The sequence below is a fragment of the Bradyrhizobium barranii subsp. barranii genome, assembly GCF_017565645.3.
GTDB classification, from domain to species: domain Bacteria; phylum Pseudomonadota; class Alphaproteobacteria; order Rhizobiales; family Xanthobacteraceae; genus Bradyrhizobium; species Bradyrhizobium barranii.
Genome location: NZ_CP086136.1, coordinates 258,225 through 281,044, shown reverse-complemented (window position 1 = coordinate 281,044; position 22,820 = coordinate 258,225). Strand labels below are relative to the sequence as shown.

The window sequence follows — 22,820 nt, the reverse complement described above, 5'->3', positions numbered from 1 at the left end:
CATGCGTCTTTCCCTGACAACCTGGAACATCAACTCGGTGCGGCTGCGCATCGACCTGGTCGCGAAGTTTCTCAAGAGCGCGCGGCCGGACGTGCTGTGCCTCCAGGAGACCAAGTGCATCGACGATGCCTTTCCGCTGAAGCGCTTCAAGCGGCTCGGCTATGAGCATGTCGCGCTGAACGGGCAGAAGGGCTATCACGGCGTCGCCATCGTCTCAAAGATTCCGTTCGAATCGAAAGACATCCGCACCTTCTGCGACAAGGTGGATTCGCGCCACATCTCGGTCTCGTTCGGCGAGAAGGCCAGCATCGCAAAGCCGCTGGTGCTGCATAATTTCTACGTGCCCGCCGGCGGCGACATTCCCGATCCCGCGCTGAACGAGAAATTCGACCACAAGCTGCGCTTCCTCGACGAGATGAAGGCCTGCGAGCCGCTGCATCCGCGCGGGGAGGATCGCCACATCCTGGTCGGCGATCTCAACGTCGCGCCGCACGAGAACGACGTCTGGTCGCACAAGCAGCTTCTCAAAGTGGTTTCGCATACACCTGTGGAGACCGAGAAGCTGCAAGCCGCGCTGGCAGCCGGTGAGTGGGTCGACGTCGCGCGCGAGCGTTTTCCGATGTCGGAGAAGGTCTATACGTGGTGGAGTTATCGCTCCGCCGACTGGACCGTCGGTGATCGCGGCCGCAGGCTCGACCACATCTGGGTCTCGCGCGCATTGAAGGACGCGGTCAGCGATTTCAAGATCCTGCGCGACGCGCGGAGCTGGGAGCGCCCGTCGGACCACGTGCCGGTGACGGTGACACTGGAGGTTTGACGGCGCCGTCTGGGCTACGACGACGTCAGCTTCGCGCCCGCCATCAGGATATCGCTCGCGATCTGGCTGGAGCGCACCGCGAATTCGTCACGCAGGCGCACCGCAGCCGCGGGGTCACTCTCGAGCACGCGTTGAAACAGACTGCGGGCGACGCGGATGACGGAGGCGTGCTCCAGCGCGACCGCGCTCGACGGCCGCTTCATCGGCACCACCAGCGCGAGCTCGCCGATCAGCGCGCCGGGACCTGCGATCATCTCCGCGCCGGCGCCGTCGTCGACCCGAAAGGCGCCGCGTTGAACCACGTATCCGGCATCGGCTTCGTCGCCGAGATTGAACAGGACGTCGCCGCGGACGAAATTACGCTGCTCGGAGCCGATCGCCAGCATGCGCAACGACGCGTCTCCCAACAAGCGCAGTGTCGGGACACGCTCGAGAAGCGTTACGTCGTCGTCGATTGACATTTAGGTCCGGGGCTCAAAGGGCATGCGATCTAAAACGATTCGCACGCCCCTAAAGCGTATCACGGCACCAGCTTGTAGCCACCGGCTTCCGTGACCAGGATCTCCGGATTGGCGGCGTCCTTCTCGATCTTCTGGCGGAGGCGATAGATGTGGGTTTCCAGCGTGTGGGTGGTGACGCCGGAATTATAGCCCCAGACCTCCTGGAGCAGGGTCTCGCGCGAGACCGGCATCTGGCCGGCCCGGTAGAGGAAGCGGAGGATGGCGGTTTCCTTCTCGGTGAGCCGGACCTTGCGGGCATTGGCCGCGGTCAGCATCTTCGAGCCCGGGCGGAAGGAGTAGGGGCCGACCGAGAACACCGCGTCCTCGCTCGCCTCGTGCTGGCGGAGCTGGGCGCGGATGCGAGCCAGCAGCACGGCGAAACGGAAGGGTTTTGCGACGTAGTCGTTGGCGCCGGATTCCAGCCCCAAAATCGTGTCGGAATCGGTGTCATGCCCGGTGAGCATGATGATCGGAGCCTTGAAGCCGCCCTTGCGCAAGGAACGAACCACCTCGCGGCCATCGGTGTCGGGCAGGCCGACATCCATCAGGACGAGATCGGGGGCATTGGCCTTCGCGGCGCTCGCGCCCTTGGCGCCGGTATCGACGGCGGAGGCCTCAAATTCTTCGTGCAGCGATAATTGCTCCACCAACGTATCGCGCAGATCGGTATCGTCATCCACGATGAGGATCTTGCGGGCATTGGCCATAGGGGGTCATCCTTTTGGAGTCCGGCTCGGCGCGCATGCATGCTGCACCCAGCCGCGAGGGAAAGTTAGGGGGGTCGCCGTTATTATTGTTGTTCGTGTTGAAGTAGTGGGCTGTTACCGATTCACAAGCCAGAAGCACTCTAACTCAAAATCTCAGCCCGTTTTGATGAATGTCCTGTAATGAATTCGACATCGCACGTTCACATGAAAAACAAAGCGAATTCAGTTAGTTACCCAAAGAATCGAAGCTCCGGACCGCTTCGAGCGATCCGCGTTAAACCTGCTGCCGGGAATCCGCGCCGGGGCTGGCTGACGGCCGGCGCGCTGACGATCCCGGTGGCGCTGGGGCGGGGCGGAATCCTGGCAAACAAGCGCGAGGGCGATGGCGGCACCCCGCGGGGCAGCTTCCGTCCCAGGCAATTATGGTGGCGGGGCGACCGCCACAGCCGTCCGCGGACCTTTCTTCCGGCCCGGGCCATCGGCGACACGGACGCCTGGTGCGAGGACGCCGGGGATCGCCACTACAATCAGGCGATCCGGCTCGGACCGGAGCAGGGCGGTGACCGTCTCAAGCGGACCGACCATCTCTATGACTTCATCATCGAAATCGACCACAACACCAGACCGCGCATCGCCGGCCGCGGCAGTGCGGTATTTTTGCATCTGGCGCGCGACAGTTTCGGGCCGACCGCAGGCTGCGTCTCGATGACCAAAGCGGCGATGCTGCAATTGCTGCGGCAACTGGGACCAAGAACAAGAATCATCATCGGGTGAGGGCACATGCTCGACAAGGATCAGATCGCCGCCGCATCGCAGGTCCTGGTCAACCATTGGCGCGACGGCACCAAGTTTGACGCGCTGGAGCCGCGGTTGCGGCCGCTGAGCCGCGCCGATGGCTATGCCATCCAGGCCGTCCTCGAAAACCAATCGCTTGGAAAGCTGTTCGGTTGGAAGATCGCGGCGACAAGCGAGGCCGGACAGAAGCACATCAACGTCGCAGGACCGCTGGCCGGCCGCATCATGAGCGACACCGTGATCGCCGACGGCGGCACGGCGTCGATGAAGGGCAACGAGATGCGCGTCGGCGAGCCGGAGTTCGCCTTCGTCATGGGCCGCGATCTGCCGCCGTGCGCGACGCCGTACAGTGTCGACGACGTGCTCGCCGCCGTCGGCACCTTGCATCCCGCGATCGAGATTCCCGACTCGCGCTTTGGCGATTTCGCCAGCGCCGGCGAGGCGCAGCTGATCGCCGACAATGCCTGCGCGCATCTGTTCGTGCTGGGCGCAGCGACGACTGCGAACTGGCGCGCCATGGATCTCGTCGAGGAGCGGCCGCAGATCACGCTGCGCGGCCAGCGCTATCTCGGCCACGGCAAGAACGTGCTCGGCGATCCCCGTGTTGCCTTGGCCTGGCTTGCCAACGAGCTGCGCGGGCTCGGCATCACCTTGCGAGCAGGGGAGGTGGTGACGACAGGCACGTGCCATCCACCGCTGCCGATCCAGGCCGGCGATCATTTCACGGTGGATTTTGGTGTGCTGGGGCAGGTGTCGGTGGGGTTTGCATGACCACCGCACACACCGCGGTCGTCCCTGCGGACGCAGGGACCCATAACCCCAGGGAGAAGTTTGGCTAAGACTGGCAGTTACCTCACTTTCGCCGGTACGAAGACCACCCACCAATCAGAGATCACGCGGTATGGGTCCCTGCGCCCCGTGCGCAATTGCGCACTAGGCAGGGACGACAGCAACTACCGATGCCCGAAGATCGCGCTCCCGACGCGCACATGGGTGGCGCCGAGCATGATTGCGGTGGCGAAGTCCGCGCTCATGCCCATCGAGAGATTCTTCAATCCATTGCGCGCTGCGATCTTGGCGGTCAGCGCGAAATGCGCCGCCGGCGGCTCGTCGACCGGCGGGATGCACATCAGGCCGGAGATCGTCAGCCCATAGCTGTCGCGGCAGCTCGCGATGAAGGCATCGGCCTCGCCGGGAGCGATGCCGGCCTTCTGCGGCTCCTCGCCGATGTTGATCTGGACGAACAGCTCCGGGTGCCTGTTCTGGGATTCGATTTCCTTGGCTAACGCCTGGCAAATGCTCGGGCGGTCGACCGAATGGATGGCATCGAACAGCGCCACCGCCTCCTTCGCCTTGTTGGACTGCAGCGGCCCGATCAGATGCAGCGCGATGCCGGAATAGGCGGACGTTAACGCGGGCCACTTGCCTTTGGCCTCCTGCACCCGATTTTCGCCAAATACGCGCTGTCCGGCGTCGATGACCGGGATAATTGCATCCGCGGCGAACGTCTTGGACACCGCGATCAGCGTCACGGAGGCGCGATCGCGCCGCGCTTCCTTGCAGGCGCGGACAATTTCGGCTTCGACCGCAGTGAGCGCGTTTGGTGAATGGCCGGTTACCGGCGCGGCGTTGGTTTCGGTCATGACGTCGGTTCGGACTGGATTGTTGCGGAGCTAGTTCTAATTTTACCGAGTTCAAGAAAGAGTTTTTGAACCCTTCGCTTTACCTTGGCCGATGGGGTGGGCAGCGAAGATGGCAAACGTCAGTTTCAACCGCAAACGAGCGAAACTCAAGCAGGTTCTCGGAATCCGGGCACGGCTTGCGTTGCTCGCGGTGATTCTGGTGACACCTTTGATGTTCGAGCGCATCCGTTCGCTCGAGGACACGCGCGCGCGTCAGATCGCGCAGGCCGCGACCGAATTCACCACCATTGCAAGACACAGCGCCGATGCGCAGCGCGAAGTGATCTCGTCGGTCGAAACCATCCTGAAATCTGAAGCCTTCATCCGCGCCTCCGCCGGCGGCATCAGCAAGAGCTGCGACGTGCTGCGCGCGAGCCTGCCGTCGAACCTTCCCTGGATCCGCACGCTGTTGATCGCCGGCCAGGACGGACGCATCCAGTGCGCCACCAACAACATGTATGTCGGCCTCGACCTCAGCGACCGGCCATACTTCCAGCAGGCGCAGGAAACCGGCCGCTTCGTGCTGAGCGACTTCATCCTGTCGCGGCCCGTGCCGTCGCCGACCGTCATGGCGGTTTATCCGGTGTCGGCCTTCAGCGGTGTGGCGGATGCCGTCGTTCTCGCCACCGTGAACCTCGACTGGATGTCGAAGGTCATGAGCAATCTCGGCGGCCGTGCCGGGATCACTGCCGTGCTGGTCGACAGCGCCGGCACCGTGCTCGCCGCGCCGGCTGACCAGCACAGCGCGATCGGCCGTCCGCTCGACAACATGCCGCTGATGTCGGCGATCGCCGACAGGGCGCTGCGTTCGGACCAGGACGAGGGCTCACTCTCTTTCCTCGCCGCCGACGGCTCCCGCCGCGCGGTGAGCTATATCCGCATCGCCGGCACCAATGCCCGCCTGATTGCCAGCATCGACGAGGACAAGGTGTCCGCGGCGGTCAGCCGCGACATCCGCACTGCCTATCTGCAGCTCGCGTTCGTCGTCCTGTTCGTGCTGCTCGGCGCGCTGATCGCTGCCGAGAAGCTCGTGATCAAGCCGATCGAGATGCTGGCCGACATGGCCAAACGCCTCGGCGAGGGCGACCTCTCGGCCCGCGCCGCGCGCAACCGTCTGCCGGCCGAGTTCGTGCCGCTGGCCCGCGCCTTCAACGCGATGGCCGCGCAGCTCAGCCAGCGCGAGCGCGAGCTGATCGCGAGCAACGACCGCCTGACCGTGATGGCCTCGATCGACATGCTGTCGGGGCTGGCCAATCGCCGCGGCTTCCAGAGCCGGCTCGACTTCGAATGGATGCGCGCGCAGCAATATGACAGCGAGCTTGCGCTGCTGATGATCGACGTCGATCACTTCAAGCTGTTCAACGACACCTATGGCCATCTTGAAGGCGATTCCTGCCTGACCCGGCTCGGCGAATCCTTGTCCGGCATCGCCGCCGACACGATGGGCTTTGCGGCCCGCTATGGCGGCGAGGAATTCTGCCTGCTGCTGCCGAACACCGACGTGAACCGCGCCGTCGAGATCGGCGAGCAGGTGCGCGCGGCCGTGCTGAAGCTGTGCCTGCCGCACATCACCTCCGCCCACATGATCGTCACCGTCTCGATCGGCGTTGCCGCAACGAAGCCGAACGAGACGCTGCGCCCCGGCGATCTCATCGAAGCCGCCGACGCCGCGCTCTACGCCGCAAAACACCGCGGTCGCAACAATGTCATGGAGCACGGCATCCAGGTGATCGAGAACGGCGCGGCCGACATGATGCTGGCGGCGAGCGCCTAGCCTGCGGCCGCGGCGCGATCGAGCTCGACCTCCGTCACCACGCGATTGCGGCCGCCGCCCTTGGCGAGATAGAGCGCGCGGTCGCAGCGCTCGATCAGATCGGTGATCGCCTCGCCCGCACGATACTGCGCTACGCCGATCGACACGCTGATGCCGGGCAGGGTCTCGCCGGTCGAGCGGCGCGTGATCGTGCATTCGGCGATCGCGCGCCTGATGCGCTCGGCGATCTCGGCGCAAGTGGCGAGATCGGCATCCGGCAGCACGGCAATCAGCTCCTCGCCGCCATAGCGGGCCGACAGATCCTGCTCGCGAACTTTTTCGCGCAGCACTTTCGCAATCAGGCGCAGCACCTGGTCGCCGACACCATGGCCGAAATTGTCGTTGAAGGTCTTGAAGTGGTCGATGTCGAGCATCAGCACGCCAAGCGGCTCGCCCCAATCCGCGGTCGTCTGCGCCTTGCGCAGGAATTCATCGAGCGCCCGCCGGTTTGCCAGCCCCGTCAGCGTATCGGTCCGGGCGCGCTCTTCGGACTTGGAGAGCGAGTCGCGGATCACGTCGAGCTCGCGGGTCTTTTCCGCAAAACCGGCCTCGAGCCGGGTCGCCCTCGTGGCGGCCCGCGCCAGCTCATTCATGAGCTGGGCGACCAGCGCCTTCGGATCGACGCCGGCCCTGCCCCGATCCGCGACCTCGCTGATCGCCTGCATCTGGGAACGATTGTCGGCCATGGCCGTCGCCAGAAACTCCTTCGCCGTCCCCATGAGGGCATGCAGCCTATCGGACGTCTCGGAGGCGATGGCGCCCGCCCTGGGCGCGACATAGGTCTCGAACAGATCCTGGTTGGTCCTGGCGTCGAAGGGACGATTGTGGTCGATCAGGAGATCGATGGCATTGCGCAGGTCGTCATGGCTGCCTGCGAAATAGTGGAACCAGACGGCAAAATTGGTCGGCGTCGGCGGAATCCGCTGCTCGGCCATGCTCCGCACCGCCCGTCCGGCGACGGACGCGGCATAGTCGTAATCGAGATCGTCGAAGCCTGATTCCATCGCCTGGCGGGGTGCTGTCGGCGGCCAACCTCGCACCGACCCCTTAATCCGATCCCAATGGGCCGTCCGTACTTTAGCGGAGCAGCCTTGCGGGGGGGCCGCCGCCAGCGGCAACCCATTGACCCCCTAAGGACTTCTATGGCCTAGTCCGCCGTCTTTAGACGGCCGAATCCACGAAAACCCAACGATTCCATGACCTCCGAACGCTACAACGCCCGCGACGCCGAACCGCGCTGGCAAGCCGCCTGGGACCAACAGGCGATCTTCGTCTCCAAGAACGACGATTCGCGGCCGAAATACTACGTGCTGGAGATGTTCCCCTACCCGTCCGGGCGCATCCATATCGGCCATGTCCGCAATTACACGCTCGGCGACGTGCTGGCCCGCTTCATGCGCGCCAAGGGGTTCAACGTGCTGCACCCGATGGGCTGGGACGCGTTCGGCCTGCCGGCCGAGAACGCCGCCATCGAGCGCAAGGTCGCGCCGAAGGCTTGGACCTACGACAACATCGCCGCGATGAAGAAGCAGCTCCGCTCGATCGGGCTGTCGCTGGACTGGTCGCGCGAATTCGCGACCTGCGACCCCAGCTACTACAAGCATCAGCAGAAGATGTTTTTGGACATGCTCGCCGCCGGCCTCGCCGAGCGTGAGAAGCGCAAGCTCAACTGGGATCCGGTCGACATGACCGTGCTCGCCAACGAGCAGGTGATCGACGGCCGCGGCTGGCGCTCGGGTGCCGTTGTCGAACAACGGGAAATGAGCCAGTGGGTCTTCAAGATCACGAAGTACTCGCAGGAACTGCTGTCCGCGCTGGATGGGCTCGACCGCTGGCCCGACAAGGTGCGGCTGATGCAGCGCAACTGGATCGGCCGCTCCGAGGGCCTGCTGGTCCGCTTCGCGCTGGATCAGGCGACGACGCCCGCCGGCGAGAGCGAGCTGAAGATCTTTACGACGCGCCCGGACACCCTGTTCGGCGCCAAATTCATGGCGATCTCGTCGGATCATCCGCTGGCTCAAGCGGCAGCCGCGAAGAACCCGAAGCTTGCCCAGTTCATCGCCGACATCAAGAAGATCGGCACCGCGCAAGAGATCATCGACACCGCGGAAAAGCAGGGTTTTGACACCGGCATCCGCGCGGTGCACCCGTTCGACCCGAGCTGGAAGCTGCCGGTCTATGTCGCGAACTTCGTGCTGATGGAATACGGCACGGGCGCGATCTTCGGCTGCCCCGCGCACGACCAGCGCGACCTCGACTTCGTCAACAAGTACAATCTCGGCAACACGCCGGTCGTTTGCCCCGAGGGCCAGGACCCGAAGACCTTCGTCATCACCGACACCGCCTATGACGGTGATGGCCGCATGATCAATTCGCGCTTCCTCGACGGCATGACCATCGAGCAGGCCAAGGACGAGGTCGCAAAGCGCCTGGAAGGCGAACTGCGCGGCAACGCGCCGGTCGGCGAGCGTCAGGTCAATTTCCGCCTGCGCGACTGGGGTATTTCACGGCAGCGCTATTGGGGCTGCCCGATTCCCGTCATCCATTGTCCAAAGTGCGATGTGGTGCCGGTGCCGGACGCCGACCTGCCGGTGACGCTGCCGGATGACGCGACCTTCGACAGACCGGGCAATGCGCTCGACCATCACCCGACCTGGAAGCACGTCACCTGCCCCAAATGCGGCGGCAAGGCCCAGCGCGAAACCGACACCATGGACACCTTCGTGGATTCGTCCTGGTATTTTGCGCGGTTCACCGATCCCTGGAACGAGAACGCGCCGACCACACCAGCCGTCGCCAACCGGATGCTGCCGGTCGACCAGTATATCGGCGGCGTCGAGCACGCGATCCTGCATCTGCTCTACAGCCGCTTCTTCACCCGCGCGATGAAGGCGACCGGGCACATTGCGCTGGACGAGCCGTTCGCCGGCATGTTCACGCAGGGCATGGTGGTGCACGAGACCTACCAGAAGGCCGACGGCAGTTATGTGCAGCCGGCCGAGGTGAAGATCGAGGTCGGCGGCAACGGCCGGCGCGCGACGCTGCTGACGTCAGGCGAAGACATCCAGATCGGTCCGATCGAGAAGATGTCGAAGTCGAAGAAGAACACGGTCGACCCCGACGACATCATCGAGACCTACGGCGCCGATGTCGCCCGCTGGTTCATGCTGTCGGACTCCCCGCCCGACCGCGACGTGATCTGGAGCGACGAGCGCGTCCAGGGCGCCTCGCGCTTCGTGCAGCGGCTGTGGCGGCTGGTGAACGATGCAGTGGAGCTCGGCCAGGCCGCGCCGGCAGATCGTCCGGGCTCGTTCGGCCCGGATGCGACCGCCTTGCGCAAGGCCGCCCATGGCGCGCTGGACAAGGTCACCACCGGCATCGAGCGGCTGCACTTCAATGTCTGCCTTGCCCATATCCGCGAATTCGCCAATGCGTTTTCGGAGGTGCTCCAGCGCCCCGGCCAGCCCACAGCTGACCTCGCCTGGGCGGTCCGGGAGGCCAGCCAGATCCTGGTTCAGCTGTTCTCCCCGATGATGCCGCATCTGGCCGAGGAGTGTTGGCAGGTTCTGGGCCATAGCGGGCTGGTTTCCGAGGCCGATTGGCCCCAAATCGAACGCGATTTGCTGGTTGAAGACGCCGTGACCCTGGTGGTCCAGGTCAATGGCAAGAAGCGGGGTGAGGTCACAGTTGCAACAGTGGCCCAGAATCCGGAAATCGAGGCTGCCGTTTTGGCCCTCGATGCGGTAAAACTGGCCCTGGACGGCAAGCCCGTCCGCAAGGTGATCATCGTCCCCAAGAGGATCGTGAATGTTGTCGGCTAGGATCCGGATCGCTGCCCGCTTGCTGGCGGTCGCCGCATTGGCGGCGCTGACGGCTGGCTGCTTCCAGCCGATGTATGCCGAGCGTGGTGACGGCACCCCCGGCCTGCGCGAGAAGCTGATGGGGGTCGACCTTCCGCCGATCAACAAGGCCAATGCCTCCCGCGAGGCCCGTGTCGGCGTCGAGGTCCGCAACGCCCTGGCCTTCAAGCTCTATGGCACGGCCACGGGCATGCCGCCGACCCATCGCCTGGAGATTCGCTTCGCGAGCAGCAAAACGTCGCTGATCGTCGATCCCAATACCGGCCTGCCGAACAGTGAAAACTACGGCATCGACGCCCAGTACAATTTGATCGAGGTCGTCAGCGGCAAGTCGGTCATGACCGGCACGACGTTCGCGCGCGTGTCCTATGACATGCCCGGCTCCTACCAGCGCTTTGCCCGCAACCGGGCCCTTCGCGATGCCGAGGATCGTGCCGCCAACGAGATCGCCGAGAACATCAACACTCGCCTGGCCTCGTTCTTCATCGCCGGCACTTAAGTCATCCCCGTCATTCCGGAGCGCCCGCAGGGCGGATCCGGAATCCAGAGATTATTGATCGAGATTCTCAGGCGCGCAATTGCGCGCCGTAGTTCGCGCTTCGTGCGCCCTGGAATGACAGTCAGGTCCGATGGTCGCGCTGCGCGGAAAAGAGATCGACGCCTTCCTCGCCCGTCCCGACGGGGGCCGACCGATCATCCTGCTCTACGGTCCCGATGCCGGCCTCGTGCGCGAGCGCGCCGATGCGCTGATTGCCTCGGCTGTCGACGACCCCAACGATCCCTTCTCGCTCGTCAAGCTCGACGGCGACGAACTCTCCGCCGAGCCGTCGCGGCTCGTCGATGAAGCCATGACGGTGCCGTTGTTCGGCGGCCGCCGCGCCATCCGTGTCCGTGCCGGCTCGCGCAGCTTTGCCAGCGGTATCGATACGCTGGCGGAGATGGGCGTGAAGGATTGCCGGATCGTGATCGAGGCCGGCGAGCTGCGCCCGGAATCGCCCCTGCGCAAAGCCTGCGAGCGCGCCAAGACGGCCGTGGCGATCGGCTGCTATCCCGACACCGAGCGTGATCTTGCCAAGCTGATGGACGACGAGCTCCGCATCGCCAATCTGCGCATCGCGCAGGATGCCCGCGCGGCGCTGATGTCATTCCTCGGCGGCGACCGCCAGGCCTCGCGCAATGAGCTGCGCAAGCTGACGCTCTATGCGCACGGCAAAGGCGAGATCACGCTGGATGACGTGATGTCCGTCGTTGCCGATGCGTCCGAGCTGAAACTCGACCCCATCGTCGACGGCGCCTTCGCCGGCCGGCCCGACATCGTCGAGACGGAATTTGCAAAGGCCATGATCGCCGGCACCTATCCCGGCGTGATCATCTCCGCCGCGCAGCGCCAGGCCGCGTGGCTGCACAAATCTGCGCTCGCGATCGCCGACGGCCAGCCTGCCTCCGCGGTGCTCGAGGGCGGCTATCCGCGCCTGCATTTTTCGCGAAAGCCCGCGGTGGAAACGGCGCTGCGCAATTTCAGCGTGGCGCGGCTCGCCGCAATCATCGAGCAGCTCGCGACCGCCGCGCTCGACACCCGCAAGCAATCCACGCTCGCCGCCGCCATCGCCCAGCGCACGTTGATGGCTATCGCCGCGAATGCGAAGCGGCGGGGGTAAGGCACCGCTCTCTCCACGTCATTGCGAAGAGCGCAAGCGACGAAGCAATCCGGAGTCTCTCCGCGGAAAGAATCTGGATTGCTTCGCTTCGCTCGCAATGACGATGTGGAAACAGATGCGCGCCAAATACCCGGTGTCGTCCCCGCGTTCGCGGGGACGACACTGAGGGCTAGGTCTACAGCGCGCCCTTCGCGAGCCGCCTCATCACCTCGTCGAGCTGATCGAGGTTACGATAGTTGATCTGGACGGAGCCGCCGGGGTCGCGGTGATTGACCGTGACCTTGAGGCCAAGCGCATCGCTGACGCGCTTTTCGAGATCGATCGTGTCGGGGTCTTTTTCCTTGCCCCCGGTGCTGCGCGCCTTCTGCGGCTTGCGCTCCGGCACACCCTCTTCGTGCGCGAGGGCTTCGGCCTGGCGGACGTTGAGGCCTTCCGCGACGATGCGCCTGGCCGATGCGAGCGGATCGGGCACGCCGATCAGCGCGCGGGCGTGGCCGGCGGTCAGCTCGCCGCTCGTGATCAAGGCCTGCACTTCGGCCGGCAGTTTCGTCAGCCGCATCATGTTGGCGATGTGGCTGCGGCTCTTGCCGACGACCTTTGCGATGTCGTCCTGGCTGCGTTTGAACTCGTTGGCGAGCGCGTGATAGCCGAGCGCCTCTTCCATCGGGTTGAGGTCTTCGCGCTGCACGTTCTCGACGATCGCGAACTCCAGAGCATCGCTGTCGCTGATGTCGACCGGCACGATCGGCACTTCGTGCAGGCCGGCTATCTGCGACGCGCGCCAGCGCCGTTCGCCGGCGATGATCTCGAAGCGATCCTGCGCGCCCTTCACCGGACGCACGACGATCGGCTGGATCACGCCGTGCTGCCTGATCGAATCAGAGAGCTCCTTGAGCTCCGTTTCCGAAAAGGCGCGGCGCGGGTTGCGCGGATTGGGCTTGATGAATTCGATCGGCACCTTGCGCTGCGCGCGCGGACGATCGACATGCTGAGCCTCGCCGCCGACATCACCGATCAGACTCGCAAGACCCCGGCCCAGTCGCGAACGCGCTTCGTCGGCCATCGCCAGCTCCCTTGGATTCACGGTGCAACACTCCAGAACTGAATTATCGTAGGGTGGGCAAAGCAAAGCGTGCCCACCAGTTTGCGCGGAAGATGGTGGGCACGGCGAAGAGGCCTTTGCCCACCCTACGGCATCGTCAATGCGTGGTGCGCAGCTCGCGCTCGCGCTGGATCACTTCGGTGGCGAGCCGCAGATACGCTTCGCTGCCGACGCATTTGAGATCGTAGACCAGGACCGGCTTGCCGTAGGACGGCGCTTCCGAGATGCGCACGTTGCGCGGGATCATGGTCTTGTAGACCTTCTCGCCCATGAACTGACGGACGTCGGCGACGACCTGGTTCGAGAGGTTGTTGCGCGAGTCGAACATGGTCAGCACGATGCCGTGGATCGACAGGTTCGGATTGAGCGTCGAGCGCACCTGCTCCACCGTCTGGAGCAATTGCGACAGACCCTCGAGCGCGAAGAACTCGCACTGGAGCGGCACCAGGATCGCATCGGAGGCCGCCATCGCGTTCACCGTGAGCAGGTTGAGCGAGGGCGGGCAGTCGATCAGCACATAGGTGTAATCGGCGTCCGGCGAGACGTTGTTGTTGAGCGCGCCGATGGCGTCGCGCAGCTTGAAGGCGCGGCCGGGCGTGGTGCCGAGCTCGAGCTCGAGGCCGGAGAGGTCCATGGTCGAGGGTGCGATGTGCAGCCGCGGCACCGCGGTCGAGACCACCGCCTCGCGCAGAGCGGCTTCGCCGATCAGCACGTCATAGGTCGAGCAGGAGCGGTTGCGGCGATCGATGCCGAGGCCGGTCGAGGCGTTGCCCTGCGGATCGAGATCGACGATCAGGACGCGCTCGCCGATCGCAGCGAGTGCCGTGCCAAGATTGATCGCCGTGGTTGTTTTTCCCACGCCGCCCTTCTGATTCGCCAGCGCCAGGATGCGCGGGTGGCCCTGCGGCACTTCGCCGGTCTGTTGCTGCTGCGGTTCGTCAATCACGCTCATCGCAAATTCCCCACTCGACCCCTGAACGCCTCAGCCGCGCTGCTCGACGGACGTCAGCTCGACGATCCAACCGTCGCCGGTACGGCTTTGGTGAAGCTGCGGCTGGATATTCCAATATTTAGCGGCTTCGGTCAATTCAGCCTCTACATCTTGACCCTTCGGAAACAGCGCTTTTGCACCTTGGCGCATCAGCGGCTCCGCAAAGCCGATGAGTTGATGTAGCGGAGCCAGCGCACGCGCGGTGACGCAATCCACGGGGCCGGTGATTCTATCCACATTATCCCCGATCTCCGCGAGATGTACGAGCCCCGGCGATGCGGTGACGCGAACTGCTTCGCGCAGAAAGGCCGCCTTCTTGGCGATTCGCTCGACGAGATGGACGCTGGCGCCAGGCGTCCCGGCCATGGCACAGGCGAGGACGATTCCGGGAAAGCCACCGCCGCTGCCGAGGTCGGCCCAGCGTTTGGCCGAAGGAGCGAGATCGACGAGCTGGAGCGAGTCGGCGATATGCCGGGTCCAGAGCTGCGGCAGGGTCGAGGGCGCGACCAGATTGGTCTTGGCCTGCCACTCGCGGAGCAGCGCGATGTAGCGATCGAGTCGTTCTTCGGTTTCACGTGAAACGGGGGCGAGCCTGAGCGCCGTGAGCTTGTCCGCCGCGATGATGGAGTCCAGCGACCGATCGTTGGCGCTGGCCTTGTCGATCTTCGGTTTGATCGGCGTCGGCTCGGATCGACGGCTCGCGCCCTCACCTGCCGCTGGTTTCCCTGATGACGATCTGCCGCCCGGCCCGCGCTGTTTCACGTGAAACGCCTATGCGATCGCCTTTGAGGTCTTCCGTGCCTCGCGCCGGAGGTAGGCCGCGAGGATGCCGAGCGCCGCCGGCGTCATGCCGTCGATCCGGCCAGCCTGGCCGACGGTGAACGGCCGCGCCTTCTCAAGCTTGGCCCGCACCTCGTTGGAAAGACCCGGGACCTGCTGGTAATCGACGTCCGACAGCACCATCCCCTCGTCTCGCCTGAAAGCTTCGACGTCAGCGCTCTGGCGCTCGAGATAGACGTCGTACTTCGCGTCGATCTCCAGATGGGTGGCGATGACCGGGTCGATCGCCGACAGCTCCGGCCAGATGGTCCGGACCTGACTCCAGCCGATATCCGGATAGGCCATCAACTCGAACGCCGAACGACGCTGGCCGTCCCGGTTCAGGGACAGGCCGTGCTTGATCGCCTCGTTCGGGGTGATGGTCAGGGACTTCGACAGCGCCCTGGCCGCATTCAGGGCGTCCATCTTGGCGCGGTGATGCTGCGTCCGGGCGCTCCCGACGCATCCAAGCGCAATCCCCTTCTCGGTGAGGCGCTGATCGGCATTGTCGGCGCGCAGGGTCAGCCGGTACTCGGCGCGTGAGGTGAACATCCGATAGGGTTCGCTGATCCCGCGGGTGACGAGGTCGTCGATCATCACACCGAGATAGCCATCGGCACGGTCGAACACGGTCGGGGCGGCGCCGCTCGCCGCCAAAGCCGCGTTCAGGCCGGCCACGATACCCTGCCCGGCAGCTTCTTCGTATCCGGTGGTGCCGTTGATCTGCCCAGCCAGGAAGAGACCACGCAGACGTTTGGTCTGCAGGGTCGGATCGAGCTCGCGGGGATCGATGTGGTCGTACTCGATGGCATAGCCCGGACGGACCATCTTCACCTGCTCTAGGCCAGGAATGCTGGCGAGGATCGCGAGCTGGATCTCCTCCGGCAGCGAGGTCGAGATGCCGTTGGGATAGACGGTGCTATCGTCGAGCCCTTCCGGCTCCAGGAAGATCTGATGGCCGTCGCGGTCGCCGAAGCGGACGATCTTGTCCTCGATCGAGGGACAGTAGCGCGGTCCGGAGCTCTTGATCTGGCCGGAGTACATCGGCGAGCGATGGACGTTCGCGCGGATCACCTCATGGGTCGCGGAGGTCGTCCGGGTGATCCCGCACTGGATCTGCGGGGTCGTGATCCGCTCCGTCATCACCGAGAACGGCTCCGGAGGCTCGTCACCGGGCTGCATCTCGACCGCTGACCAGTCGATCGTGGTGCCATCCAGACGCGGCGGAGTGCCGGTCTTGAGCCGTCCAAGGGTGAAGCCTGCCCGCTCAAAGGAGCTCGAAAGACCCATCGCGGGCGCCTCGCCGACCCGGCCGGCGGGCCAGTTCTTCTCGCCGAGATGGATCAGACCGCGGAGAAACGTGCCGGTGGTGACGACGACGGCCCCTGCCCGAAGCTCGCGGCCGTCCGCCAGGCGTAGTCCGGTCACCCGGTCCTCGACCACGATCAGCTCGTCTGCCTCGCCCTCGATGACGGAAAGACCTTCGGTGTCCCGGATCGCGGCCTGCATGGCTGCGGCATAGAGCTTCCGGTCGGCCTGAGCCCGAGGGCCCCGGACAGCCGGTCCCTTGCGGCGATTGAGGACGCGGAACTGGATGCCGCCGGCATCGCCGACCCGGCCCATCAGACCATCGAGAGCATCGACCTCGCGGACCAGATGGCCCTTGCCGAGACCGCCAATCGCGGGGTTGCAGGACATCGCGCCAACGGTGGAGAAACGGTGCGTCACCAGAGCGGTCGTCGCACCCATCCGGGCGGAAGCGGCCGCGGCTTCACAGCCGGCGTGGCCGCCGCCAATCACGATGACGTCGAAACTCTCTCGCTCTGTTCGCATGGGCGGACTTCTATAGCAGAGGCGGAGACGCCGGAAGTAGAAACTGAGTGAGTCGGTTGTTTCACGTGAAACGGTGCGGCCAAGTAGGCGATGCGCATTTTCGCGAAAACAACCCCATGCACAGTAGAAGGGGCATTGAGAGGACTGCCGTTTCACGTGAAACAAGATGGGTCTAATCGGGAGAGAGCTCCCGGCGACATCTCGCACGGCTCTGGACGTAGGTAGAGAGGACCCAAGCGATGGGTCTGCTCGGTCATTGTGAGCGGAGCGAAGCAATCCAGAATCCTTCCGTGGCGGCAGTCCGGATTGCTTCGTCGCAAGAGCTCCTCGCAATGACGAGATTGGGGTACGAGCGTCTTTTACGGCCAAGACCGCTTGGGCAGTGAAATCGAATCTCCCGCCCAAGTCCGCGGGCCCAGAAGCCGCAATGAGGGCCGCTCGCGTTTCACGTGAAACAGGCCGGAAGCGCCCACCACCTGTTTCAGTGAAACAGCAGGAAGCTTGTAGCCCGGATGGAGCGCAGCGAAATCCGGGAAAGGTGTTCCGGCTGCGGAGCCGTCCGGATTGCGCTTCACTTCATCCGGGCTACGAAACTGCAAGCACCTATTCCATGTGAAACGGCCCGGAACCCATCCCATTGCCGTTTCACGTGAAACACAAGGACTGGAACAAGCGCTAGTTCTACAATGAAGAACTAGTCTACTTTCCGATGCAGAATTTCTGGAAGATGGCCCCGAGGACGTCCTCGACGTCGACCCGGCCCAACAGCCGACCCAAGGCATAGGCCGCAGCACGCAGCTCTTCGGCGGCAAGCTCTTCGCCGTCTTCTACAAGCTCCAGACTTCGGCGCAAGCTGTCTGAGGCCCGGCGCAACAGATCTCGCTGGCGGGCGCGGGTCACCAAAGCGCCCTCGGTTGCCCCGAAAAATTCGGCGGCGAATTTCACGAGCGCGTCGATCAGGTCGGGAACTCCGTCCCCCCGGCTCGCCGAGATCCCGAACTCGCCGCGCAGCCCGACGTCCCCCACCTCGCCCAGATCGATCTTGTTGCGGACGATCCAGATCGAGCCGCCCGATTGATCACGCCCGGAGCCGGACTTCACCAGCGATTGCATCGCGCCCGGATCGACAGTGCGCCCACCCTCCACCAGCCACAGCACGAGGTCGGCATCTTCGGCTCGGGCTCGCGCCCGGCGCACGCCTTCCTGCTCCACGGGATCGTCGGTCTGCCGGATGCCAGCCGTGTCGATCACCGTGACCGGGTAGCCGTCGAGATCGAGCTGCACCTCGATCACGTCGCGCGTGGTGCCGGCATAGGGCGAGACAATCGCGACCTCGCGGCGCGCGAGCTGATTGATCAGCGTCGACTTGCCGACATTCGGCTCGCCGGCGATCGCGACCACCAGGCCGTCGCGCAGGCGTTCAGAATGTCCCTGTGCCGCAAGGACTTCTGCGATTTCGTCATGCAGCGCTTTGATCGCTTTCACCGCCGGCGCCCTCAACTCGGCCGGCACATCGCCCTCGTCGGAAAAATCGATGCCGGCCTCGATCAGCGCCGAGGCCTCGATGATGCGCTCGCGCCAGTCGCGCGCGCGATCGCCGAGCAGGCCCTGCAACTGGCGCAGTGCCTGGCGGCGCTGACGATCGGTATCGGCATGGATGAGATCGTCGAGACCTTCGGCTTCGGTGAGATCGAGCTTGCCGTTCTCGAAGGCGCGCCGCGTGAATTCGCCGGGCTCGGCCGCGCGCGTATTCGGAATAAAAGAAATAGCGGAGAGGAGTGCCGCGAGCACCGCGCGGCCGCCATGGACGTGAAATTCGGCGACGTCCTCGCCGGTCGCGCTGGCCGGCCCCGGAAACCAGAGCACGACCGCGTCGTCGATCGCCTGGCCCGCGCCATCGCGGAGCAGCCGGCGGCTGGCCTGTCTCGGCGCCGGCGGCTTGCCCGCGAGCCTCATCAGGACCAGGCCGGCCTGCGGGCCCGAGACGCGCACCACGGCGATCGCGCTGGGCGCACGGCCGGACGACAGCGCAAAGATGGTCTGGTCTCGCGGATGCATGGCCTATTTGTCCGGCTGGCGGGGAAAAGGCAAACGGCCCGTTCTCGCGATGCCGACGCCCCCTTTTGCTGCGCTCTGGCCCGCAGCAACGGCTCTATTGCGATGCAACATAAGGCGCAGCATTTCGCTGCGAAGGCAGCCTCGCCCAAGCACCAAATGGTCAGCCAGCGTCAAGCATTACGTAAAGATATCAATAACTTCCGGAAGACCCGGATTTTCCTTTCGTCCCATCGCCATGCTGCATTTCTTCCGCAGCAAAGCCGCACAAAAGAAAAAGGGCGCCCGAAGGCGCCCTCTGATCTCATGCTGCATCGCACTCAGGTGTTCATCGAGTCGAAGAACTCTGAATTGCTCTTGGTCGAGCGCAGCTTGTCGAGCAGGAAGTCGATCCCATCCATGGTGCCCATCGGGTTCAGGATGCGGCGGAGCACATACATTTTCTTGAGCACCTGCGGATCGGTGATGAGCTCCTCCTTGCGGGTGCCGGAGCGCGAGATGTCGATCGCCGGGAAGGTGCGCTTGTCCGAGACCTTGCGGTCCAGGATCAGTTCGGAGTTACCGGTGCCCTTGAACTCTTCGAAGATGACTTCGTCCATGCGGCTGCCAGTATCGACCAGCGCGGTTGCAATGATCGTCAGCGAGCCGCCCTCCTCGATATTGCGGGCGGCACCAAAGAAGCGCTTCGGGCGCTGGAGCGCGTTGGCGTCGACACCACCGGTCAAGACCTTGCCGGATGACGGCACCACGGTGTTGTAGGCGCGGCCCAGGCGCGTGATCGAATCGAGCAGGATGACGACGTCGCGGCCATGCTCGACCAGCCGTTTTGCTTTTTCGATCACCATCTCGGCGACCTGGACGTGACGAACCGCCGGCTCGTCGAAGGTCGACGAAACGACCTCGCCCTTCACCGAGCGCTGCATGTCCGTGACTTCTTCCGGACGTTCGTCGATCAGCAGCACAATCAGATAGCATTCGGGGTGATTGTGCGCGATCGAATGCGCGATGTTTTGCATCAGCACGGTTTTACCCGTGCGCGGCGGCGCGACGATCAGCGCGCGCTGGCCCTTTCCGATCGGCGCGACGATATCGATCACCCTTGCAGAAAGGTCTTTTCGCGTCGGGTCGTCGATTTCCATACGGAAACGCTGATTCGGAAACAGCGGCGTGAGGTTGTCGAAATTGACCTTGTGCTTGGCCTTTTCCGGGTCTTCGAAATTGAGCGTGTTGACCTTCAGCAGCGCAAAATAGCGTTCGCCCTCTTTCGGGCTGCGAATGTGGCCTTCGATGGTGTCGCCGGTGCGCAGGCCGAAGCGGCGGATCTGCGAGGGCGAAACGTAGATGTCGTCCGGTCCCGGCAGATAATTGGCGTCCGGCGAGCGGAGGAATCCGAAGCCGTCGGAGAGCACCTCGACGACGCCCTCGCCAACGATGTCGGTTTCAGCAATCGCGAGCTGCTTGAGGATGGCGAACAGCAGCTCCTGCTTGCGCATGGTGCTGGCATTCTCGACCCCATTCTCTTCCGCGAACGAGACAAGCTCGGCCGGCGTCTTCGACTTGAGGTCCTGGAGTTTAATTTCCCGCATTGGGGTGGTCCTGTGGGGTAACCTTGGGAGGGGGTGCGAGGAGGCTCTGAAATGCGGACGCGAGAAGGTAAGGTCCGCAGGTCTGGCAAGGAGAGCGCCGGTGAGGCTTCAAACCTGATGCGGTGTCCGGCCTCTGGAAAGCTCAGACAAAACCACATCCGCCTGCGTTGGGTGGGATGTCGCCAATATAGAAAATCGCTTTCCACTCCGCAAGCCGAAGCGCTGAGCGATTCATCGCAAGCCTTGCCTAGAACGGCTTCACGATCACCATGATGACGATCAAAATCATCAGAGCAGTCGGCACCTCATTGATAATTCGATAGAATTTCTGGCTACGCGGACGCCGGTCGGCGGCGAAATCCTTGCACCAGCGTGAAAAAAAGCCGTGGACCCCAGACATCGCCAGGACCAGTGCCAGTTTTACGTGCAGCCAGCCGAACGAGAACCAGTGGCCGGACCAGGCGAGATAGAGCCCGGCAAGCCATGTGACGATCATGGCGGGGTTGATGATCGCCTTGAGCAGCCGGCGTTCCATCACTTTGAACGTTTCCGACTGCTTCGAGCCGATCTCGGCCTCGGAGTGATAAACGAACAGCCGCGGCAGATACAGCATGCCCGCCATCCAGGAGATGACGGCGATCACGTGCAGCGCCTTGATCCAGAGATAGACGTCTTCGAACATTTTCTGCGCCCGGCTTTCTGTCCAGCGCAGGGAACGCTGGGGATAGTAAGAACTCGTTAAGGTCTCACCCTACACACTTATCCGTCCGTAGCGCCTTCCTCTAATCTAGAATCTTAGATTCTTAAGGTTTGAGTCTATGTGACCGTGAATAGGACTCACACAATTCCGTCCGCACGTTCACGTGCGCTTGTTCACATCCATCAACATATCCCTGATGCTTCCGGCGGCCTTCGATAAGTCGGCCAGCTTCAAAGGCTTGCGCGTTTCTGTCGGCAGCTTATCAAGGGGGTTGTCCGCGCAATCCCGTTTTCCTCTCAACGGGTCGCCGGACTTGTTCCGATGGGCAGTGGTGTGAAGAAAATTGGCACTTGTCCCGCCCCTGGTGTCGCGCAACCCTTTCCGAGGGGTTAAGGTCCACAGAAATCCACAAACCACACCGCCTCCATACAAAGGGCTTTTGTGCCGACCTCGAACAATTATTTCCATCTCCACCTGGTCTCCGACTCCACCGGAGAGACGCTGATCACCGTCGCGCGCGCCGTCGCGGCGCAGTACGCCAACGTTACCCCGGTCGAGCATGTCTATCCCCTGGTGCGCAGCCAGAAGCAGCTCGATCGCGTGCTCGACGAGATCGAGGAGGCGCCGGGGATCGTGCTGTTCACGTTGCTGGAGAAGGATCTGGTCTCCAGGCTCGAGGACAAGTGCAAGCAGATCAACGTTCCGAGCCTGTCGATCATCGGGCCGGTGATGCAGTTGTTCGAAGCCTATCTCGGCGCCGCGACCACGGGCCGCGTCGGCGCCCAGCACGTCCTCAATGCGGAATATTTCAAGCGCATCGACGCGCTGAACTACACGATGATCCACGACGACGGCCAGCATGTCGAAGGCCTTGATGATGCCGACGTGGTGCTCGTCGGCGTCTCACGCACCTCCAAGACACCGACGTCGATCTATCTGGCCAATCGCGGCATCCGCACCGCCAACGTGCCATTGGTTCCGGGCATTCCGGTGCCGGCACAATTGGAGACCCTGACGCGGCCGCTGGTGGTGAGCCTGCATGCCACGCCGGAACGCCTGATCCAGGTGCGCCAGAACCGCCTGCTCTCGATGGGTGCCGATACCAGCGGCGACACCTATACCGACAGGCAGGCGGTCGCCGACGAGGTCGCGTTCGCGCGCAAGCTGAGCGCCAAGCACGACTGGCCGCTGCTCGATGTCACGCGGCGATCGATCGAGGAAACCGCCGCGGCGATCATGAAGCTCTACAGCGATCGCCAGCGCAACCGGCCCACGGGATAGTTTCGGCGATGTCTCTCTGGCGCGGCGAAACTCCGTTGATACTGGCCTCGCAGAGCAGCGCGCGAAAGATGCTGCTGGCGAGTGCCGGACTGGAGTTCAAGGCGATTACGGCCGATATCGACGAGCGCGGCATTCAGGCCGCCTCGAAGCTTTCAGGCCCGCATGACATCGCCCTGCTGCTGGCGCGTGAGAAGGCCAAGGCGGTCTCGGCCTGTCATCCAGGGAGCTATGTGATCGGTGCCGACCAGACCCTGGCTCTCGGCGAGCGTCTCTTCAACAAGCCCGCAGGCCGCGCACAGGCGATGACGCAACTGCTCGACCTCGCCGGCAAAAGCCACGCGCTGAATTCCGCGGTGGCCGTGGCGCGAGATGCCAAGATCGTTTTCGAGGATGTTTCGGTGGCCCGCATGACCATGCGGCCGATGACCGAGACGGAGCTTTCAGCCTATCTCGACGCTGCCGGCGATGCGGTGACGACCAGCGTCGGCGCCTATCAGCTCGAAGGCCTCGGCAGCCATCTGTTCGAGCGCATCGAAGGTGACCATTTCACCATTCTCGGGCTGCCGCTGCTGCCGTTGCTTGCGTTCCTGCGGCGCGAACGGCTAGTTGCAGTGTGAACGA

20 protein-coding genes are annotated in these 22,820 nt (G+C 63.9%); 9 read left to right on the top strand and 11 right to left on the bottom strand.

Features of this window, described 5'->3' with window-relative positions:
• The first annotated feature begins 1 nt into the window (after position 1).
• Complete coding sequence (gene xth, locus J4G43_RS01270) at positions 2-817, top strand: exodeoxyribonuclease III (RefSeq protein ID WP_014490778.1); 816 nt, start codon at positions 2-4, stop codon at positions 815-817.
• 14 nt (positions 818-831) lie between these two features.
• Here the strand turns inward: xth and J4G43_RS01265 are convergent, their stop codons facing one another.
• Entirely contained in the window at positions 832-1,278 is a 447-nt protein-coding gene (locus tag J4G43_RS01265; protein ID WP_208083831.1) for a cyclic nucleotide-binding domain-containing protein, read from the bottom strand.
• Positions 1,279-1,337: 59 nt separating this feature from the next.
• Positions 1,338-2,024 (bottom strand): response regulator transcription factor, encoded by a 687-nt coding sequence (locus tag J4G43_RS01260; RefSeq protein ID WP_007598630.1) that lies wholly within the window; start codon positions 2,022-2,024, stop codon positions 1,338-1,340.
• Between the two features lie 204 nt (positions 2,025-2,228).
• On the opposite strand from J4G43_RS01260, the gene J4G43_RS01255 reads away from it, so the two are divergent.
• Both J4G43_RS01255 and J4G43_RS01250 read left to right on the top strand, forming a co-directional pair.
• Positions 2,229-2,798 carry a L,D-transpeptidase family protein gene (locus J4G43_RS01255; RefSeq protein ID WP_208083830.1) on the top strand — a complete coding sequence of 190 codons (570 nt, stop codon included), beginning with the start codon at positions 2,229-2,231 and terminating at the stop codon, positions 2,796-2,798.
• A 6-nt stretch (positions 2,799-2,804) separates the two neighbouring features.
• Entirely contained in the window at positions 2,805-3,590 is a 786-nt protein-coding gene (locus J4G43_RS01250) for a 2-keto-4-pentenoate hydratase (RefSeq protein ID WP_208083829.1), read from the top strand.
• Positions 3,591-3,772: 182 nt separating this feature from the next.
• On the opposite strand, the gene J4G43_RS01245 is transcribed toward J4G43_RS01250, so the two are convergent.
• Positions 3,773-4,462, bottom strand: coding sequence for a YggS family pyridoxal phosphate-dependent enzyme (locus J4G43_RS01245; protein WP_208083828.1), 690 nt, complete (start codon positions 4,460-4,462; stop codon positions 3,773-3,775).
• Positions 4,463-4,571: 109 nt separating this feature from the next.
• Between J4G43_RS01245 and J4G43_RS01240 the strand changes: the two genes are divergently transcribed.
• A complete protein-coding gene (locus tag J4G43_RS01240) occupies positions 4,572-6,275 on the top strand; it encodes a diguanylate cyclase domain-containing protein (protein ID WP_208083827.1) in 1,704 nt (567 codons plus the stop codon).
• Here J4G43_RS01240 and J4G43_RS01235 read toward each other — a convergent pair.
• Positions 6,272-7,318, bottom strand: a complete 1,047-nt coding sequence (locus J4G43_RS01235) for a GGDEF domain-containing protein (protein WP_208083826.1) — start codon at positions 7,316-7,318, stop codon at positions 6,272-6,274. The two genes, J4G43_RS01240 and J4G43_RS01235, sit on opposite strands and share 4 nt — an antisense overlap.
• 192 nt (positions 7,319-7,510) lie before the next feature.
• On the opposite strand from J4G43_RS01235, the gene leuS reads away from it, so the two are divergent.
• The 3 genes from leuS (at position 7,511) to holA (ending at position 11,832) form a co-directional block, all read left to right on the top strand.
• A complete protein-coding gene (gene leuS, locus J4G43_RS01230) occupies positions 7,511-10,135 on the top strand; it encodes a leucine--tRNA ligase (protein ID WP_208083825.1) in 2,625 nt (874 codons plus the stop codon).
• Positions 10,122-10,673 carry an LPS assembly lipoprotein LptE gene (lptE, locus tag J4G43_RS01225; RefSeq protein WP_028150179.1) on the top strand — a complete coding sequence of 184 codons (552 nt, stop codon included), beginning with the start codon at positions 10,122-10,124 and terminating at the stop codon, positions 10,671-10,673. Before leuS ends, lptE begins: the two co-directional genes overlap by 14 nt.
• Before the next feature lie 130 nt (positions 10,674-10,803).
• Positions 10,804-11,832 carry a DNA polymerase III subunit delta gene (gene holA / locus J4G43_RS01220; protein ID WP_071908756.1) on the top strand — a complete coding sequence of 343 codons (1,029 nt, stop codon included), beginning with the start codon at positions 10,804-10,806 and terminating at the stop codon, positions 11,830-11,832.
• A 175-nt stretch (positions 11,833-12,007) separates the two neighbouring features.
• Here the strand turns inward: holA and J4G43_RS01215 are convergent, their stop codons facing one another.
• From J4G43_RS01215 to hemJ, 7 genes are all read right to left on the bottom strand, one after another.
• Positions 12,008-12,895, bottom strand: coding sequence for a ParB/RepB/Spo0J family partition protein (locus tag J4G43_RS01215; RefSeq protein ID WP_208083824.1), 888 nt, complete (start codon positions 12,893-12,895; stop codon positions 12,008-12,010).
• A 136-nt stretch (positions 12,896-13,031) separates the two neighbouring features.
• On the bottom strand, positions 13,032-13,886 hold the full coding sequence (locus J4G43_RS01210; RefSeq protein WP_071908759.1) for a ParA family protein: 855 nt from the start codon (positions 13,884-13,886) through the stop codon (positions 13,032-13,034).
• 30 nt (positions 13,887-13,916) lie between these two features.
• Positions 13,917-14,687 (bottom strand): 16S rRNA (guanine(527)-N(7))-methyltransferase RsmG, encoded by a 771-nt coding sequence (gene rsmG, locus J4G43_RS01205; protein ID WP_225004571.1) that lies wholly within the window; start codon positions 14,685-14,687, stop codon positions 13,917-13,919.
• Between the two features lie 9 nt (positions 14,688-14,696).
• Entirely contained in the window at positions 14,697-16,577 is a 1,881-nt protein-coding gene (gene mnmG, locus J4G43_RS01200) for a tRNA uridine-5-carboxymethylaminomethyl(34) synthesis enzyme MnmG (RefSeq protein WP_208083823.1), read from the bottom strand.
• Between the two features lie 699 nt (positions 16,578-17,276).
• Positions 17,277-18,635, bottom strand: a complete 1,359-nt coding sequence (gene mnmE / locus J4G43_RS01195; protein WP_208083822.1) for a tRNA uridine-5-carboxymethylaminomethyl(34) synthesis GTPase MnmE — start codon at positions 18,633-18,635, stop codon at positions 17,277-17,279.
• Between the two features lie 317 nt (positions 18,636-18,952).
• Positions 18,953-20,218 carry a transcription termination factor Rho gene (gene rho / locus J4G43_RS01190; RefSeq protein WP_045004625.1) on the bottom strand — a complete coding sequence of 422 codons (1,266 nt, stop codon included), beginning with the start codon at positions 20,216-20,218 and terminating at the stop codon, positions 18,953-18,955.
• Between the two features lie 247 nt (positions 20,219-20,465).
• Positions 20,466-20,900, bottom strand: coding sequence for a protoporphyrinogen oxidase HemJ (hemJ, locus tag J4G43_RS01185; protein WP_028150172.1), 435 nt, complete (start codon positions 20,898-20,900; stop codon positions 20,466-20,468).
• 459 nt (positions 20,901-21,359) lie between these two features.
• Here hemJ and J4G43_RS01180 point away from each other — a divergent pair, with 459 nt between their 5' ends.
• Both J4G43_RS01180 and J4G43_RS01175 read left to right on the top strand, forming a co-directional pair.
• Positions 21,360-22,199, top strand: a complete 840-nt coding sequence (locus J4G43_RS01180) for a pyruvate, water dikinase regulatory protein (protein ID WP_028150170.1) — start codon at positions 21,360-21,362, stop codon at positions 22,197-22,199.
• 8 nt (positions 22,200-22,207) lie between these two features.
• Positions 22,208-22,816: a Maf family protein gene (locus J4G43_RS01175; RefSeq protein WP_208083821.1), complete on the top strand. Its 609-nt coding sequence runs from the start codon at positions 22,208-22,210 to the stop codon at positions 22,814-22,816.
• Positions 22,817-22,820 lie beyond the last annotated feature (4 nt).

What these genes read in the sequence shown, in the direction of transcription:
- xth (WP_014490778.1), top strand. Translation starts at nt 2, where the DNA reads ATGCGTCTTTCCCTGACAACCTGGAACATCAACTCGGTGCGGCTGCGC.
- J4G43_RS01265 (WP_208083831.1), bottom strand. Translation starts at nt 1,278, where the DNA reads ATGTCAATCGACGACGACGTAACGCTTCTCGAGCGTGTCCCGACACTG.
- J4G43_RS01260 (WP_007598630.1), bottom strand. Translation starts at nt 2,024, where the DNA reads ATGGCCAATGCCCGCAAGATCCTCATCGTGGATGACGATACCGATCTG.
- J4G43_RS01255 (WP_208083830.1), top strand. Translation starts at nt 2,229, where the DNA reads ATGAAAAACAAAGCGAATTCAGTTAGTTACCCAAAGAATCGAAGCTCC.
- J4G43_RS01250 (WP_208083829.1), top strand. Translation starts at nt 2,805, where the DNA reads ATGCTCGACAAGGATCAGATCGCCGCCGCATCGCAGGTCCTGGTCAAC.
- J4G43_RS01245 (WP_208083828.1), bottom strand. Translation starts at nt 4,462, where the DNA reads ATGACCGAAACCAACGCCGCGCCGGTAACCGGCCATTCACCAAACGCG.
- J4G43_RS01240 (WP_208083827.1), top strand. Translation starts at nt 4,572, where the DNA reads ATGGCAAACGTCAGTTTCAACCGCAAACGAGCGAAACTCAAGCAGGTT.
- J4G43_RS01235 (WP_208083826.1), bottom strand. Translation starts at nt 7,318, where the DNA reads ATGGAATCAGGCTTCGACGATCTCGATTACGACTATGCCGCGTCCGTC.
- leuS (WP_208083825.1), top strand. Translation starts at nt 7,511, where the DNA reads ATGACCTCCGAACGCTACAACGCCCGCGACGCCGAACCGCGCTGGCAA.
- lptE (WP_028150179.1), top strand. Translation starts at nt 10,122, where the DNA reads ATGTTGTCGGCTAGGATCCGGATCGCTGCCCGCTTGCTGGCGGTCGCC.
- holA (WP_071908756.1), top strand. Translation starts at nt 10,804, where the DNA reads ATGGTCGCGCTGCGCGGAAAAGAGATCGACGCCTTCCTCGCCCGTCCC.
- J4G43_RS01215 (WP_208083824.1), bottom strand. Translation starts at nt 12,895, where the DNA reads ATGGCCGACGAAGCGCGTTCGCGACTGGGCCGGGGTCTTGCGAGTCTG.
- J4G43_RS01210 (WP_071908759.1), bottom strand. Translation starts at nt 13,886, where the DNA reads ATGAGCGTGATTGACGAACCGCAGCAGCAACAGACCGGCGAAGTGCCG.
- mnmG (WP_208083823.1), bottom strand. Translation starts at nt 16,577, where the DNA reads ATGCGAACAGAGCGAGAGAGTTTCGACGTCATCGTGATTGGCGGCGGC.
- mnmE (WP_208083822.1), bottom strand. Translation starts at nt 18,635, where the DNA reads ATGCATCCGCGAGACCAGACCATCTTTGCGCTGTCGTCCGGCCGTGCG.
- rho (WP_045004625.1), bottom strand. Translation starts at nt 20,218, where the DNA reads ATGCGGGAAATTAAACTCCAGGACCTCAAGTCGAAGACGCCGGCCGAG.
- hemJ (WP_028150172.1), bottom strand. Translation starts at nt 20,900, where the DNA reads ATGTTCGAAGACGTCTATCTCTGGATCAAGGCGCTGCACGTGATCGCC.
- J4G43_RS01175 (WP_208083821.1), top strand. Translation starts at nt 22,208, where the DNA reads ATGTCTCTCTGGCGCGGCGAAACTCCGTTGATACTGGCCTCGCAGAGC.